Consider the following 16,448-nt stretch of genomic DNA (forward strand, 5'->3'; position numbering starts at 1 on the left):
TAACAGAGCAGAATAGTACTGATAAACCAAGAAAACAATTCATAACACATGTATTTACTGGGATTTGATGTGGGAAGCTCGTCCGTAAAAGCTTCCGTTTTGAATGGCGAAACCGGCGAAATAGTCAGTTCGGCCTTCTATCCAAAAAAAGAGATGACTATTACCGCGAAACAAGCTGGTTGGGCCGAACAGGAACCTTCGGGCTGGTGGGAAAATCTGAAACTGGCTACACAAGAGGCAATGCGAGGTGGCAATGTTTCCGCCGAAGCGATAGGCGCTATAGGTATTTCCTACCAGATGCACGGTTTGGTGCTGGTCGATAAGCATCAGGAGGTATTGCGTCCTTCTATTATCTGGTGTGACAGCCGGGCTTCTGAAATTGGTCAGAACGCTTTTGAAACGCTCGGCGAAGAACGCTGCCTGGCTGACCTGCTCAACTCTCCGGGAAATTTCACCGCAGCCAAGCTGAAATGGGTCAAGGATAATGAACCGGAGCTGTTCAAACGCATCGATAAATTCATGTTACCTGGTGATTACATTGCCATGAAGATGACCGGAGAAGTCAGAACAACGATTTCCGGATTGTCGGAAGGAATTTTCTGGAATTTCCGTGAAAACGGTCTTTCGGAAATGCTGATGAAGGAGTTTGGGTTTGAAGATAACCTGGCGGCTGAATTGGTCCCAACTTTTGGCATTCAGGGACTGGTAACCGATAAAGCAGCGAAAGAACTCGGGATCAAATCCGGTATTCCGGTAGCATATCGAGCCGGCGATCAGCCAAACAATGCGCTTTCATTGAATGTGTTGCAGCCGGGAGAAATTGCCACGACAGCCGGAACATCGGGTGTTGTTTATGGTGTGAGTGATACGGTAAAATACGATCCGCTTTCCCGTGTCAACACCTTCGCGCATGTGAATCATTCGGAGGAAGCAAATCGGTTGGGTGTACTGCTTTGCATTAATGGTACAGGTATTCTCAACTCATGGTTGAATCGCCATGTGGGGAATGAAACCTTATCGTACCCTGAAATGAATGCGCTGGCCGCACAGGTTCCGGTTGGTTCTGACGGTGTTTCTGTACTTCCTTTTGGAAACGGTGCTGAGCGTGTCCTGGCAAACAAGGAAGTCGGAGCGCAAATCAGTGGCCTCAATTTTAATATCCACAACCGCAAACATTTGTTCCGCGCAGCACAGGAAGGTATTGTTTTCTCCTTCCGGTACGGGATGGATATTATGAAGGAAATGGGCATCGATGCCAAAGTGATTCGCGCCGGTAAAGCGAACATGTTCCTCAGTCCGGTCTTCCGTGAAACACTGGCCAATATCTCAGGAGCTACCATCGAATTGTATAATACTGACGGTTCGGTTGGAGCAGCACGTGGAGCCGGTATTGGAGCCGGTTATTATTCCGGTTTCGAAGAAGCTTTTAGCGGATTAAAAAGACTGGAAGTTGTAGAACCGGACAGCAACAAAAAAGAAGCGACAGAAGAGGCTTACAAAAAGTGGCTGGATGTATTAAATCGATTTATATAAGATAGTTAATATGAACGTTTACAGACCTTTAATCAAATAATCATGGAAATTTTAAAAGGAAAGAAAGCTTATTTTCCCGAAATCGGGCAGGTTAAATTCGAAGGACCGGATTCACGCAATCCGCTGGCATTTAAATGGTACGATGAAAATCGCGTCGTAGCCGGAAAAACATTGAAAGAGCACTTGCGTTTTGCAGTTGCATATTGGCATACCTTCTGTGGTGAAGGTGGAGATCCATTCGGCCCAGGTACGAAAGTATTCCCCTGGGCAACAGCTGTCAATCCAATGGATGTGGCTCGTGAAAAACTGGATGCAGCATTTGAGTTCATCACCAAAATAAACGCACCGTTCTACTGTTTTCACGATACCGATTTGGTCGGTGACGGTTCTGTTTTCGAAATTGAAAAGCGGATGGCACAATTGCTTCCGGAAATGAAAGCGAAGCAAGAAGCTTCGGGTGTCAAACTACTGTGGGGAACGGCCAATGTTTTTAGCAACCCACGCTATATGAATGGTGCTGCCACCAACCCTGATTTCAACGTATTGACGAATGTGGCAACACAGATCAAGAACGCCATCGATGCGACCATCGAACTGGGTGGAACCAACTACGTATTCTGGGGCGGGCGCGAAGGCTATATGAGTCTGCACAATACAGATACCCGCAGAGAACTGGAGCATCTGGGACAATTCCTGACCATAGCTCGTGACTACGCCCGCAAGCAAGGCTTTAAAGGCACTTTCCTCATCGAGCCGAAGCCGATGGAGCCAACCAAGCATCAGTACGATTACGACTCGCAGACCGTTATTGGATTCCTTCGTCAGCACAATCTTGACAAGGACTTCAAACTGAACATCGAAGTGAACCACGCCACCCTGGCCGGTCATTCATTTGCACACGAACTGCGTATGGCAACTGATGCGAAATTGTTGGGCTCTATTGATGCTAACAAGGGTGACAATCAAAATGGCTGGGATACCGATGAGTTCCCAACCAATATTTACGAAGTTACCGAAGCCATGATGGAAATTATTCAGGCAGGCGGATTTACCGATGGCGGTATCAACTTCGATGCGAAACTGCGTCGTAATTCTACCGACCTGGAAGATATCTTTATCGCTCACGTATCCGGAATGGACACTTTCGCTCGTGGTCTGATTATCGCAGACAAAGTATTGAATGAAAGTGATTACCTGGAACGTCGCAAGAAGCGCTACGCGTCATTCGATTCTGGCAAGGGAGCTGAATTCGAAGCCGGTAAACTGACACTCGAGCAGCTGCGTGAAGTGGCTAATGAAGTTGGCGAGCCAAAGCAAATCAGTGGCAAGCAAGAGCTGCTGGAGCAAATGATCAACTGGTACATTTAATCAGCATACAATTTGGACTGTTCCTGTTTCCAATTATTGAGATTCTCTTCTTCCTTTTCACGACAGGAGGAAAGGAATGAAGGGATCTCAATGGAAACAGGTTACAAGCCCTGGAAATACTGCCAACACCTTCTGTGTAAACGATATGTTAGGTTTGATAGAGAGAAAGGTGCCAACCGCCGGAAGCTCTGGTAGCCGAGACATTATAGAGAATCTAAACCAATAATATTCAACGTATGAAAAGTAATAATGGAAGTGCAAGGTATATTTTTGCACTCACCCTGGTTGCAACACTTGGAGGACTGCTATTCGGATACGATACAGCGGTTATTTCAGGAGCAACCGGAGCATTGAAGAACTTTTTTATCGCTCCCCTTTATTCTAACCCGGCTCTTTCTGCACAGGTTATCCTGGAATATAAATTCATTGTTTCACTGTGTCTGGTCATCGTCGCAGTGTTACTGGGAAGTTTTCTCGTGAAACTCTATGGAAGTAAAAAAGGGGGAATTTATATGGCCTTACTGGCCATTGTAGCTATTCTTGTTTGGTACTTCCGTTTTTGGGCACAGCCGAATGAATTAACAGAAGGAATGGCCAATGCCATCAATGGTTTTACCATTTCCAGTGCATTGGTGGGGTGTATCATAGGAGGTTCACTGGGCGGCTATATCAGTCAAACGCTTGGACGGCGGAATGGAATGATGCTGGCTGCTTTTTTGTTTACACTTTCAGCTATCGGTTCGGCGATTCCGGATAAAATGAATTTCATGGGTTTTGAGCTGGTCAGTTCGTTTATCTTCTACCGCGTAGTGGGCGGTATTGGTGTTGGTTTGGCATCGATGATTGTACCGATGTACATTGCTGAGATTGCTCCGGCTGGTATTCGCGGAAAGTTAGTGTCGTGGAACCAGTTTGCCATCATTTTCGGTATGCTGGTGGTTTATTTTGTGAACTATGCCATCGCCCGGCAAGGCAGCGATTCGTGGTTGAATAATATGGGATGGCGTTGGATGTTTGCTTCCGAAACCATTCCGGCAAGTTTGTTCTTTTTCCTTTTGTTTATTGTTCCTGAATCTCCCCGTTATCTGGTGATGACAGATAAAGATGATAAAGCCGAAAAAGTACTAAATCGGCTGGTGGGAGAGAGCCGGGCTCTTTCCGTTCTGGAAGAAATTAAGGAGACGCTTGTCGAGAGGAAAGCTCCGTGGTTGTCATTTGGTGGCCTGGTGATTATTATAGGTATTTTCATTTCGATTTTCCAGCAGTTTGTTGGCATCAATGTCGTTCTTTATTACGCTCCCGAGATTTTTCGAACCATGGGCTCGGGAACCGATACTTCGTTGTTGCAAACCATTATTGTTGGAGCAGTGAATCTTACTTTTACGGTAGTGGCAATCTTAACAGTTGATAAATTGGGCCGCAAACCGTTGATGATTATCGGTGCTGTTGGCATGGCCTTCTCGATGATTGCATTGGGATTGATGTTCTATATTGATAATGTTGGAATGGGGGCATTGTTCTTCATGTTGCTCTACACAGCATCATTCGCCGTTTCCTGGGGACCTGTTGCCTGGGTGATGCTTTCGGAGATTTTCCCGAATTCCATTCGTGGAGCAATGTCTATCGCAGTAGCGGCACAATGGGTCGCAAATCTGATTGTTTCCTGGACTTTCCCAATTATGAACGACTCGACAGCTTTGACTAATACTTTTCACCATGGCTTTGCCTACTGGATTTACGGAATCATGGGAATTTTGGCAGCTGTGTTTATGTGGAAAGTAGTTCCGGAAACCAAAGGAAGAACACTGGAAGAGATGGAAGGATTGTGGAGAAAGAAAGCTTAATTTTCTTTATACTTAGTAGAATATAGAATGAAAAATGAAACCCCGGATTACGTAGGTGATGTAATCCGGGGTTTTTGTGCGGTGTCTAATCCGCGTTTGTTACTGTAGTTAAGTAGGCATTAAAAGGTAAAACCAATTTCGAAATAGAGTTGATTCATCTCTATATCGATTGTTTGCTGACCCGGAATTTCCATTGGATTCGGACCAGAAACTTTATTGTTCATAGCATAATTGAAGGCGAAATTCAATGCATTGCCTTTTTCATTGAGCTTTTTAGAAAAACCAAGGGCAATGTGGCTTTCGTTAACAGCCGGGGCCAGAATGTTGAACATCACTTCGCTGGCAGGAATTGGTTGTTTTCCGTATGAATAACCTGCACGCAATGTCCATGTATCGATACCGGTATAGTTGAAACCAATTTTGTAGATGGTCATGTCTTTCCATCCGAAACCGGCACCATTATCAGCACCTAGAGGATTCATTCCGGTAGCGGTCATCATCGGGTTGGAAACCGATTTCGAACTGGTATAGTTGATTTGCTTCACATCGGCCAATACGGTAAAATCGCTGGAAATATGGTACGCAATACCAACGCTCCAGTTGGAAGGAATTTCGAATTTTCCCTGCTCCGCGAAAAGACCAGCATAGTCTTTGAATGCACCCATATAGATTTTTGACTGATACTTGGCACCCAGCCAGAATCCATTAAAGAGTTCACCCATGTAACCAACCTTGAAACCAATGCCGGCTGAATAATCTGTTCCATTTCCACTAAGCTTGCTAGCATCGGATGACATCTGACCAAAAGAAGCCAAACCTTTTGCCTCGAATGATTGCGCTCCCAGCAGGGCAGAAATACCCAAACTGTGTTTTTCTCCCAGCTTAAATGAATAAGCCAGATCCACATACATCTGCATCAGGTTAACGCCTGTATGATCGGCTGATTGATCGTAGAATGTTTGCGTCGGATAATTGGTATTCATCCCGCCGTTTCCGTAAATCGAAAGTGTTAATGCATTGTTGTCATTCAACTTCCAGTTTTTGCCAATGTTCGGCATCACAAAAAGCTTTGAATCACTTTTTACGGTTCCGGGTGTGAGCCCAAAAGTTCCTTCCATCATTGATGGGTTTCCGGTGATGGTATATTGACGGTTTGGATTGAACAAACCAATACCAAAACTCAATTCACTTGAGTTAAATACGTTTCCAGCAGGGTTACCTCCAATTAATGATGTTTCGTAAAATGCAGTTCCGGCGCCGGCAAAGCCGCTACTAATGGTTCCGTATCCAGAGCTAAAATAACCATCAGTGGCAAATGCCGCAGTACTGCCCAATAAAAGAGAGAGTCCTAAAGTGAGACTTTTTGATAGACGATTTTTCATATTTAAATGATTTTTGGTTCAGATGCCTGAAAAATACAAACTTATACTTACATCAAGATGTATAAATACTAAAACATACAAATGTTTAGAAGCATATATAGACAAAGCTATATATACTGAAATATTGTTCTGTTTTATAAGATTATCTACCACGTTCATTTTCAATTCAGCGCAGAGTGTACATTTCAGATGTATAAAGACTTAGGTGTCTTAAATTATCAAATAAAAAATAGAATCAATCTAAAATAAATGGGGGTGTCTAATGTGTTTTTATTTTTCAGAAAAATAACCTACCGGAGTTGTTGAAAAATCTGAAACGATTTTTGCCAGTTGTAATTTTAGGCACATTGCATTTCCCGGGAAAAACCTACATTCGTTTATTGTAAAAAAGAATTTGTGTGTGACGTTACAAAATCAGAACTCTATTATATGATCTTACTCGAAGGCCCTTACGTTTCAGATTTTTTAAAACAGACGATTGAAAATTACCAGATACCGGTGATTGACACTTCCTTTTCGGCGAAAATCCTTAATGAGAAAGAACACCAACTTATTTCCACAGCAGATGCTGTTAAACGGATTGAGCGAAATCCTGAGCAATTGATTTATACCAATTCGGAGAATTCCATTCATTGGGTTGAGCAACATCTTCCGTTTACCAGTTTTCCTGAAAAGATTAATCTGTTCAAAAACAAGGTTCGTTTTCGCGAGTTGTTACAGGATAAATATCCCGAATATTTCTTTCAGGGAATTCCTTTCCATGAGCTGTCTACTGCCGATATATCCGGTTTTACATTCCCGTTTATCATTAAGCCGGCGGTCGGGTTTTTCAGCATGGGAGTTTACAAGGTTGATAAACTGGAGGAGTGGCCTAACATTGTAGAAAAAATAACTGAAGAAGTGAACGTAGTGCAGGGACTATATCCCAAAGAAGTTTTCGATTCAACCGAGTTCATCGCAGAAGAGTGCATCGATGGGACGGAGTATGCTATTGATTGTTACTATAATGCCGATGGGAAACCGGTTCTTCTGAACATTATGAAGCACCTCTTCTCTTCGGATAAAGATATGAGTGACCGGGTATACATCACGTCGAAAGAAATCATCTTATCGAACCTGGATTCGATGGGCGATTTTCTCAAAGAGATGGGAGTATCTGCCGGTGTCAGGAATTTTGCCGCGCACGTTGAAGTTCGGATCGATGGCGATGGCCGTATTGTTCCGATTGAGGTGAACCCGATGCGCTTTGGCGGATGGTGCACTACGCCCGATTTGGCCTGGTATGCGCATGGTTTTAATATCTACGAATATTTTCTGACACAAAAAGAACCCGATTGGAATCAGCTTTTGACGAATAAGGATGGTCAGGTTTTCAGTGTGGTCGTGCTGGACAACAGCACCGGAAAAGAAGGGAAGCAGATTCCTGAATTTGATTATGATCGGTTGTTGAAGAATTTCGAAAAGCCGTTGGAGCTAAGAAAAGTGGATTACCGGAGCTATCCGTTGTTCGGGTTTGTATTTGCACAAACGAAGAGCAATCAAATGGAAGAGCTTACCCGGATTTTAAAATCCGATTTATCGGAATACATTCTGAATTGATAAAAAAGCAAAAGGAATATCAGGAGGGTGAATGAAATCCTCCTATAGTTTAAAAAATGTTTTACATACACATTTGATATCCGCTATCAAACCGGAACGCCTTTTTATTGTTTGATGAAAAGTGTGATGCTATGTTTTCCCCCATTTCATATGCATCAATTACAAAATCATTGTAATGATTTGCTTCAGCCAATGTCTAATAACCCAAATAGTAAAAATATGAGATTATTCACGTTCATTAGCACGGTGCTATTGCTTTGTGGCACGGTGTTTCAATCCAGTGCGCAGGTAAATGCGCGAATGTTTCGGTTCCCCGATGTCTCTTCAAAGAACATTGTTTTCTCCTATGCAGGCGATTTATGGGTCGTAGCAAAAGAGGGTGGAGTAGCCCACCGGCTGAGCTCTCCCAAGGGGGAAGAATTATTTGCCAAATTCTCGCCCGATGGCAGTGAGATAGCTTATTCAGCAAGCTATAACGACAACAATGATGTTTATGTCATACCCACCATGGGAGGAATGCCAAAGCGCCTAACTTTTGATAGCGGCACCGATCGGACCGTTGGCTGGACGCCTGACGGGAAAAGTGTCCTGTTTGCCTCTTCCCGCGAAAGCGGACGACAACGGTTTAACCAGTTATACACCATTGCAGCCACGGGTGGTGAAGCAACAAAGCTGCCAATGCCTTACGGCGATTTTGCATCTTATTCGCCCGATGGAAGCAAGATTGCGTTGAATTACAAATCGCGGGTTTTTCGTACATGGAAGAGATACCGTGGTGGCTGGGCACCCGATATCTATATTTTCGATTTGAAAGACTTCAGTTCGAAGAATATTACCCGCGACGATGCCAGCGATGAATTTCCTATGTGGCATGGTAATAAGGTTTATTACCTGTCGGATCGGGGTGAAGCAGAACGTTACAACATTTGGGTGTACGATATCGCTACCGATAAATCGACCCAGTTGACTCACTTTACCGATTACGATGTCCATTTCCCATCCATCGGTCCTGATGATATTGTTTTTGAGGCAGACGGAAAACTCTATTTGATGGGGCTTGATAATGACCAATACCATCAAGTAAAGGTTGAAGTAGTTACCGATGAACTGGCAGTGATGCCCAAGCAGGAGAACGTGAAAGAGCTGATGCAATCAGCCGATATTTCACCCGATGGAAAGCGGGCTTTGGTCATGGCGCGTGGTGATCTGTTCTCGGTTCCGGCCGAACATGGAGTGGTTTCCGATTTGACTCAGTCTTCCGGCTCTGCTGAACGTTATGGAGCATGGTCGCCTGATGGAAAAACCATTGCCTACTGGAGCGATGCTTCAGGTGAATATAATCTGATGTTGAAGAATGTGGAAACCGGTCAGGCGAAAAAAGTGACGGATTTTACATCTGGATACCGCTATCACCTCTACTGGTCACCCGATAGCAAGAAGATTGCATTTATCGATCAGGCAATGAATATCTCCTATTTCGATATTCCTGCCAACAAAGTTGTTTCGGTTGACAAAGGACTTTGGATGTACCAGGGAGCACTAGAAAATTTTTCTTGCAGCTGGTCGCCCGACAGCCGTTGGTTGACATATGACAGAGGACTTGATAACCGTAATGATGCCATTTTTATTTATGATACTCAGAACAAGGAGAAGCGTCAGGTAACCAGCGGTTATTATGACGATCATAACCCGGTTTTTGGTCCCGACGGAAAATACCTGTTCCTGTTTACCGGTCGTTCATTCAAGCCACAATACAGTGATCTGGATAATTCGTTCATCTACCCGAAAACAACCGAATTGGCTGCTATTCCGCTGCGCAAAGATGTACCATCGGCTGTTGCTCCGCGGAACGATGTCGTCGATCCATCGAAAAAAGAAAATGGCGAAGAAGAAAAGGATGAGAAGGACGATGGCAAGAAAGTGGTTGAGGCGGTTAATATCGATTTCGATAACTTCGAAGAGCGACTGTCTATTTTACCTCCGGTCGCCAATGATTATAGAAGTTTGAGTGCTGCTAACGGAAAAATCTTCTATCAGACTGAAGTGGATGCCGGTAAGGAAACAGAACATCCGGTAAAGTATTACGATTTGAAGAAACGGGAAGAAAAAACCGTAGTTGAAGATGCCGATGGTTATCGTCTTTCAGCAAATGGCAAGAAGATGCTGGTCCTGAAAAAGGATAACCTTTACATCATTAAACCTGAGGCGGAACAGAAATTGGAAAAAGCATTGCCAACAGATCAGATGGTGATGACCGTTGATCCTCGTGCGGAGTGGAAACAGATTTTCAATGATGTTTGGCGGTTCGAGCGTGACTTTTTCTACGATAAAAACATGCATGGTGTTGACTGGAATGCGCAGCGAGTGAAGTATGGCAAATTACTTGACGACGCTGTTACTCGCTGGGATGTCAATTATGTGTTAGGCGAATTAATTGGCGAGTTGAATTCATCGCATACATACCGGGGAGGTGGTGACTTAGCCAATGCCAAGAAGACCAACACCGGTTATCTGGGTGTTAATTGGGAAGCCGATGGTAAGTATTACCGTATCAAGAAAATTATTAACGGAGCTCCATGGGATTCGGAAGTTCGTTCGCCACTTTCAGCTACTGACTTGAAAGTTCATGCGGGAGATTATATTCTGAGCGTGAATGGACGTCCCATTACTACCGATAAAGAGCCTTATGAAGCATTCCAGGGATTGGCCGGCAAAACTGTTGAATTGATGGTAAACAGCAAACCAGATTTGCAAACGGCTCGTAAAATTGTGGTCAAAACACTTGGAAGTGAAAGCAGGCTGCGGAATCTGGCGTGGATAGAGGCCATGCGCGAACATGTTGATAAAGCCACCAACGGAAAGGTTGGATACATTTATGTTCGAAGCACCGGAATCGATGGACAGAATGATTTGGTTCGTCAATATATGGCTCAATGGAACAAGGAAGGACTTATCATTGACGAGCGCTTTAACAGCGGAGGACAGATTCCTGACCGTTTCATCGAATTGCTTAACAGGAAGAATCTGGCTTACTGGGCCGTGCGTGACGGTAAAGACTGGTCGTGGCCACCCAAAGGCAACTTCGGTCCGAAGGCGATGTTGATTAACGGCTGGAGTGGTTCCGGTGGTGATGCTTTCCCCGATTTCTTCCGTAAAGCCGGATTAGGTCCGCTCATCGGTACACGGACATGGGGAGGTTTGATCGGAATTACCGGAGCACCTGAACTGATTGACGGCGGATATGTTACCGTTCCAACTTTCAGGATGTATAATCCCGATGGTTCGTGGTTTAAAGAAGCTCACGGTGTTGATCCTGATATTTTGGTGAAGGAGAACCTGACCGAAGAGGCAAAAGGAGTTGATCCACAACTTGATCGGGCGATTGAGTGGGTAAACAACGCGTTGAAAGACTATAAAGGGAAACCCGCACATGCACCCTACGAAAAGAGATAAATGAAGTAATCATAAAGAGAAAGGCGCCAGCATTCGAGCTGGCGCCTTTTTTATGTTTTAATTGGAAACCGGAGTTGGCTTACTGGAGTCCCATCAGGTGCTTGATGACCAGTAAAACAATAATCAATCCGGCAATAGCGGCAATCATCAGCATAATGTCTTTGTTAAAATGTTTCTTGCCGTTTTCCTCGTTATTTGCCTGTTGTATTTCTTTATTTTCCATTTTTCTATGTTTAAAATTAACTACACATCAATTCTTGTTTCCGGATGATTGTCTTCCGGAAATAACTGTCAATTCTTAGATATGTGATTACGCTAATTTCGAAAGCACTTCACCATTAGGTATATGGGCCTTTTCCTGTTAGTGAAAGGCTGGCGAAGTGCATTGGGAAAAATTTGAAAGTTAAAAGATGATTTTGTGTTTCCTGAAAGCCGCACCATTACCGGTAGCGATTGACTCTCGCTCCCTGACGAATCGGTAACACCGTTTTCGAAAACGATAGATGGAGTAAAGGTGTGAGAAATCGTTCCGGGATAGAGTTCTTTTTCCGGGTGAGCCGTATTGTTAATTTTACTCCAGGCGGTACCTGCATCAATTAAAATGAGTAAAAAACTTACGGTCAATAACGCAATAAGTCTGCGGTACATCTTTCTCAGCAATGTCTAAATTCGGCGTAATTTAAACAAAGAATCGATATATCGCTTTAATTCCCGAAAGTAATTACATGGGATTTTTGTGGTAAGTAGTGGATAATCAGCTGTGATTAAAGGTATGAATATTTGCTGTAGGAATTGAAAAGTACCATTAAAAGTGATTCTTATCTGCTTCAATGACTTAAATTTATATTTTCGTGACGCAAACAAATTGCTGTGCTTTGGTTGATTTATCTATAATTATTGTCAATTACCGAGGGTGGAAACATTTGAAAAACTGCCTGGAAGCTCTCGAATCATTTAGCGAAGAGCATTTCTCCTACGAAGTAAATGTGGTGGATAATTATTCCAACGACGGAAAGTTGGATGAATTTCAGCGGCGTTTTACGAAGTTTCGTTTTCATCTGAATACTGGGAACAATGGATTTTCCAGTGGCTGTAATCTGGGAGCCAAAGTTTCATCGGGAGAGTATCTTCTCTTTTTAAACCCGGATACGATTGCTTCAGAAGAATCCGTTTTCGGCCTTTTGAATACCATTCGGAGCATTCCGGGCATGACCATTCTTTCGTGTACGCAGAAGAACAGCAGGGGCAATGAAGAAGGTCCGTATGGTTTTTTCCCCACATTGTTCACACTAAGTGGAATATTACGTGCCATCTACCGAAAGGTGAAAAAGAAGGAACTGGAAGAACGTTTTTCTCCTGAAAAGGAAATTATTTATCCCGATTGGGTTTCCGGCTCGGTGGTTATGATTTCCAAGCAGCAATTTGATGATTTGGGTGGGTGGAATGAAGATTACTGGTTGTATTATGAAGATGTTGATTTGTGTAAACGAGCAACCGACAAAGGCGGAAAAGTGGCTTTGCACAACCGGATTTCGATTATTCACAACCATGGTGGAGCCACTCGTATCAACCCGCGGGTTACGGCGCTAACCAAATCTGAAGTCATTATCTCCAGACACGTTTATCTTTCGCGGCACTATAGTGGTTTGTCAGCTGCAGGTCTGCATTTTGTGGTCATGACAAGTGTGCTTTTAGGAAAATTAATACCTGCCTTTTTCGGACTTCCGTTTTTCTTCATTCGGCGGTTAAATCAGTACACGCATTTGTATCGCCGCTTGTTGGCTTATTATTTTCTGGCACCCTTTCGGGGAACATGGTTGAGCCCGCGCTCCGTGAACTACAAGAAATAAAAAGAGGGAAAACACTCGTTCTCCCTCTTTTCGTTTTTATTCGTTATCGACAACCGGTAACCAGCCTTTGCGGGAAATAAGTCCGTGCCAGAGGTTATCCGGAATTACCAGTTCGTCTTGATCGTGGACCGAAAGTGTCGTCCGTATTTTGTCTGCTGAACCGTTTTGAGTTTTCTGTACCCATTCCGGTTCCATCAGTAACTCTCGCCCCAGCGCGACAAGCGGTAAATTCCCTTCTTCGACAACTTTCAGCACATCATCGGGAGTATGCAGAGAACCAACTCCGATAACCGGAATTTTGTTCCCGACCCGTTCCTGAATCAACAAAGGTCTGGATTGTTTATCCGATGCATCGCGCATGGAACCTCCCCAGAAATTTGCCGTCGAAATATGGAGATAATCCATTGGCTTTTCGGCCAATGCATCTACCAGTTTTAGCGTGTCTTCCATGGTAATTCCCGGTTCTTCCATTTCTTCCGGCGAAAGCCGATAACCAACCGCAAAAGGCGATTTTGCATATTGTTTAACGTTTTGCAAAACTTCATCGACTACTGCCAGAGGGAATTTCATGCGTTTTTCCAATGTTCCTCCCCAGGCATCGGTTCGGCGGTTGGAGTGTGGTGAAAAGAATTGCTGAATCAGGTAGGTGTTGGCACCATGAATTTCCACGCCGTCGAAACCGGCCAGAATAGCCAGGCGTGTGGCATTTCCGTAAGCCTTGATGGTTGCCAGAATCTCCTCTTCAGTCATAGCCCGCGGAACCGCAGCTCCTTCGCGTTCAGCTGCAACAGCACTGGCACTAAGGGTTTGACCACCCGGAACCTCATTCGGAGGGCACATTCTTCCTCCATGATAAATTTGAAGAATGGCTTTGGCGCCTTCATTTTGTATGGTTTCTACCATACGTTTGAGGCTCGGCAGCATTTCATCAGAGTGGACCCCGATTTGGCCGGAAAAGCCTTTGCCTTCCGGCATGATGAAGGCACATGCAGTAGCTACTACACCCACTCCGCCCGAGCGTTTTCTGTAATAGTCAATTTCAGCGTCAGAAACGGTACCATCGATGTTGCCGGACCAGGTCGTCATGGGCGCCATTATGATCCGGTTTTTCAATTCAATCCCTGAAACCGGCAAACGGAATGGTTCCCAGAGTGAAACATATTTAGGATTCATAATTCTATATTTCTTTTTATCAGGATTTTGACTTTCACTTTGTTTCAACAACCAGTTTTCCGGTATTCACGCCATCAAATAGTCCGATGAAGGCTTCCGGTAATTTCTCAAATCCTTTGATAACGGTTTCGCGATTTTTCAATTTTCCTTCTTTCACCCATTCGACGAGTTTGGCCATTCCTTCCGGTAGACGCTCAGCATAATCGCTAATAATGAATCCTTTCATCAATGCACTTTTCTTGAGAATAGTGGTCTGTATGCGTGGTCCGGTAGGAACGCTCGTCGCATTGTAAAGTGAAATCTGTCCACAAATACTGATGCGGGCAAACTTGTTGATGTTGGCCATAACCGCATCCGAAATTTCACCACCTACGTTATCAAAGTAGATGTCTACTCCATCCGGTGATGTCCGGGCTATAGCCTGCTCCATATCCTTCTCCGTACGATAGTTGATGACTTCGTCAAAATGCAGCTCATCTTTCAGGTAGCGAAGTTTCTCTTCACTTCCCGCAATTCCGACTACCCGACAACCATGGATTTTGGCAATTTGTCCAACCGCAGTTCCTACTGCTCCTGCGGCTCCGGAAACCACAACGGTTTCGCCTTTTTTCGGCTGACCAATATCCAGCAAACCGAAATAGGCGGTAAGTCCTGTCATACCAAGTATTCCCAGGTAATAACTCAATGGTACTGAGTCTTTGTCAACTTTTTGGACCGATGTCGCTGGTACCGTTTGGTATTCCTGCCAGGCTAACGGACGAGAAACAACCACATCTCCTGCGGAAAAATCGGGATGCCTGCTCTCTGTCACTTCAGCTACTGCGCCGCCATTAATTGGTTCACCTACCTGAAATGGTTCGACATACGACTTGGCGTCACTCATCCGTCCGCGCATGTACGGATCGACCGAAATGTATAAGGCTTTCAATAACAATTCACCTTCGGCGGGAGTTGGTATTTCGATTTCTTTCAACTCAAAATTATCGGCCGTTGGGCGTCCAACCGGTCTTGATTTCAGTATAATCTGTCTGTTCTGCATAATCTGTTGGTTTTTATTTTTTCGGTCAACGAAATAAGTGCTTTTTGTTCCCGAAAACTGTTGTTCCGAGTAACGGAACTTTCCTTTCGTTCAGTGTATGAACAGACGGCTCTTCCTTAGGGTTCACTGCTTTTTTTTTAGATGAGTAATGAGTTTCCGCAACAGAAAGGTAACGAGTTTGATGTGTACTATAGATTAGGCGAATGCACAACCTAGAGGTATTTGGGGAAGGTTAGAAAGCCCTGAACATGATGGAAACCGAGGTTCGCGATTTGACCGGATAACCGGCAAGAAATCCCGGCTGCCATAGTGGCATTTGACTGACGACCCGTATTGCTTCCTGGGAAAGAAGCGGGTTGGGAGACTCTTCAATTTCCGGGTCGATGACTTTTCCGTTTTCATCCACAACAAATCCTACAATGACCTCGCCGACAATTCCTTTTTTGAGTGCTTCCTTGGGGTAGTTTACATTCTGGTTAATGTACAGCCGTAAGGCAGTTTCACCTTTCGGGAACTGGGGTTCTCTGTCTACTTTGCTGTAGATTTTGTTATCAAGGTATTTATTGACGTTTATCTCTTTGCCGGTTCGGGTATAGGAGTGGAGTTCGGAAATGAACCCGGGCGGATCGTATACACAGTAGAATTCTTTTTGTCCGTTAGAATGATATACAATTTTCACACCTGCCGGAACCCCCATTTTAAATGTCTCTGTTGAATGAAGGTTCCCGTTTTGGTACCATTGTTTAAAAATACCGTCTTCCAACACTTTCTTCTTATTCAGTTTTTGCGAAAGGTTGTTGAGGGAAACTTTTTCGCCTGAGGCATAAAATCGTACCTGACGCAGTAGTTGTCCGTTGGTTTTGGCGATTTCCAGGTAAAAATGCGAAGGAGAGATGGTGTCAAGTTCCAGTGTAACATTCACGGCTCTTCCGTTCTGCCAGTCTTTCACAAATACAGGATCGGATAATTCAACTGGTCGTGGCAGAGAGTTGGCTATTAGTGTATTGGTAAAAAGCAGAAAAGCAAAAAGGTAAAAATACTTCATAGGTACAGTGTTTCACTAATAAATTGTGAACTCCGGGAGGGGGGATTATTGTAAATAAAAATAAGGCGAAACCTCTAAGAAGTCAAGGGGTATATGCAATTTAGATGAAGAAAGTTCTTCGTGAAATAGCTGCAAATTTCTATTATCTTTATTGCGAGCCTT

Annotated in this window: 11 protein-coding genes; 6 read left to right on the top strand and 5 right to left on the bottom strand. The window is 44.1% G+C overall.

The window, feature by feature from the left end:
- Positions 1–48 precede the first annotated feature (48 nt).
- From T426_RS0106080 to xylE, 3 genes are all read left to right on the top strand, one after another.
- Complete coding sequence (locus T426_RS0106080; protein ID WP_027585413.1) at positions 49–1,533, top strand: xylulokinase; 1,485 nt, start codon at positions 49–51, stop codon at positions 1,531–1,533.
- Between the two features lie 42 nt (positions 1,534–1,575).
- Positions 1,576–2,901, top strand: a complete 1,326-nt coding sequence (gene xylA / locus T426_RS0106085; protein ID WP_025863290.1) for a xylose isomerase — start codon at positions 1,576–1,578, stop codon at positions 2,899–2,901.
- A gap of 236 nt (positions 2,902–3,137) precedes the next feature.
- Positions 3,138–4,745, top strand: a complete 1,608-nt coding sequence (gene xylE, locus T426_RS0106090; RefSeq protein ID WP_027585414.1) for a D-xylose transporter XylE — start codon at positions 3,138–3,140, stop codon at positions 4,743–4,745.
- A gap of 119 nt (positions 4,746–4,864) precedes the next feature.
- On the opposite strand, the gene T426_RS0106095 is transcribed toward xylE, so the two are convergent.
- Complete coding sequence (locus T426_RS0106095; RefSeq protein WP_025863291.1) at positions 4,865–6,127, bottom strand: OmpP1/FadL family transporter; 1,263 nt, start codon at positions 6,125–6,127, stop codon at positions 4,865–4,867.
- A 429-nt stretch (positions 6,128–6,556) separates the two neighbouring features.
- On the opposite strand from T426_RS0106095, the gene T426_RS0106100 reads away from it, so the two are divergent.
- Positions 6,557–7,726, top strand: coding sequence for an ATP-grasp domain-containing protein (locus T426_RS0106100; RefSeq protein ID WP_025863292.1), 1,170 nt, complete (start codon positions 6,557–6,559; stop codon positions 7,724–7,726).
- Between the two features lie 219 nt (positions 7,727–7,945).
- Positions 7,946–11,179 carry a S41 family peptidase gene (locus T426_RS0106105; protein WP_027585415.1) on the top strand — a complete coding sequence of 1,078 codons (3,234 nt, stop codon included), beginning with the start codon at positions 7,946–7,948 and terminating at the stop codon, positions 11,177–11,179.
- Between the two features lie 79 nt (positions 11,180–11,258).
- Here the strand turns inward: T426_RS0106105 and T426_RS25710 are convergent, their stop codons facing one another.
- Positions 11,259–11,402: a hypothetical protein gene (locus T426_RS25710; protein ID WP_153637568.1), complete on the bottom strand. Its 144-nt coding sequence runs from the start codon at positions 11,400–11,402 to the stop codon at positions 11,259–11,261.
- 628 nt (positions 11,403–12,030) lie between these two features.
- Between T426_RS25710 and T426_RS0106120 the strand changes: the two genes are divergently transcribed.
- Positions 12,031–13,029, top strand: a complete 999-nt coding sequence (locus tag T426_RS0106120; RefSeq protein WP_169737675.1) for a glycosyltransferase family 2 protein — start codon at positions 12,031–12,033, stop codon at positions 13,027–13,029.
- Positions 13,030–13,065: 36 nt separating this feature from the next.
- Here the strand turns inward: T426_RS0106120 and T426_RS0106125 are convergent, their stop codons facing one another.
- The 3 genes from T426_RS0106125 to T426_RS24985 all read right to left on the bottom strand — a co-directional run bounded on the left by T426_RS0106125 (position 13,066) and on the right by T426_RS24985 (position 16,286).
- Positions 13,066–14,202, bottom strand: coding sequence for an NADH-dependent flavin oxidoreductase (locus T426_RS0106125; RefSeq protein WP_025863295.1), 1,137 nt, complete (start codon positions 14,200–14,202; stop codon positions 13,066–13,068).
- 34 nt (positions 14,203–14,236) lie between these two features.
- Entirely contained in the window at positions 14,237–15,241 is a 1,005-nt protein-coding gene (locus tag T426_RS0106130) for an NADP-dependent oxidoreductase (RefSeq protein ID WP_025863296.1), read from the bottom strand.
- 232 nt (positions 15,242–15,473) lie between these two features.
- A complete protein-coding gene (locus T426_RS24985; RefSeq protein WP_025863297.1) occupies positions 15,474–16,286 on the bottom strand; it encodes an energy transducer TonB in 813 nt (270 codons plus the stop codon).
- Positions 16,287–16,448 lie beyond the last annotated feature (162 nt).

Origin of the sequence: Prolixibacter bellariivorans ATCC BAA-1284, assembly GCF_000621705.1 — a bacterium.
In the GTDB taxonomy this organism is placed as follows: Bacteria; Bacteroidota; Bacteroidia; order Bacteroidales; family Prolixibacteraceae; genus Prolixibacter; species Prolixibacter bellariivorans.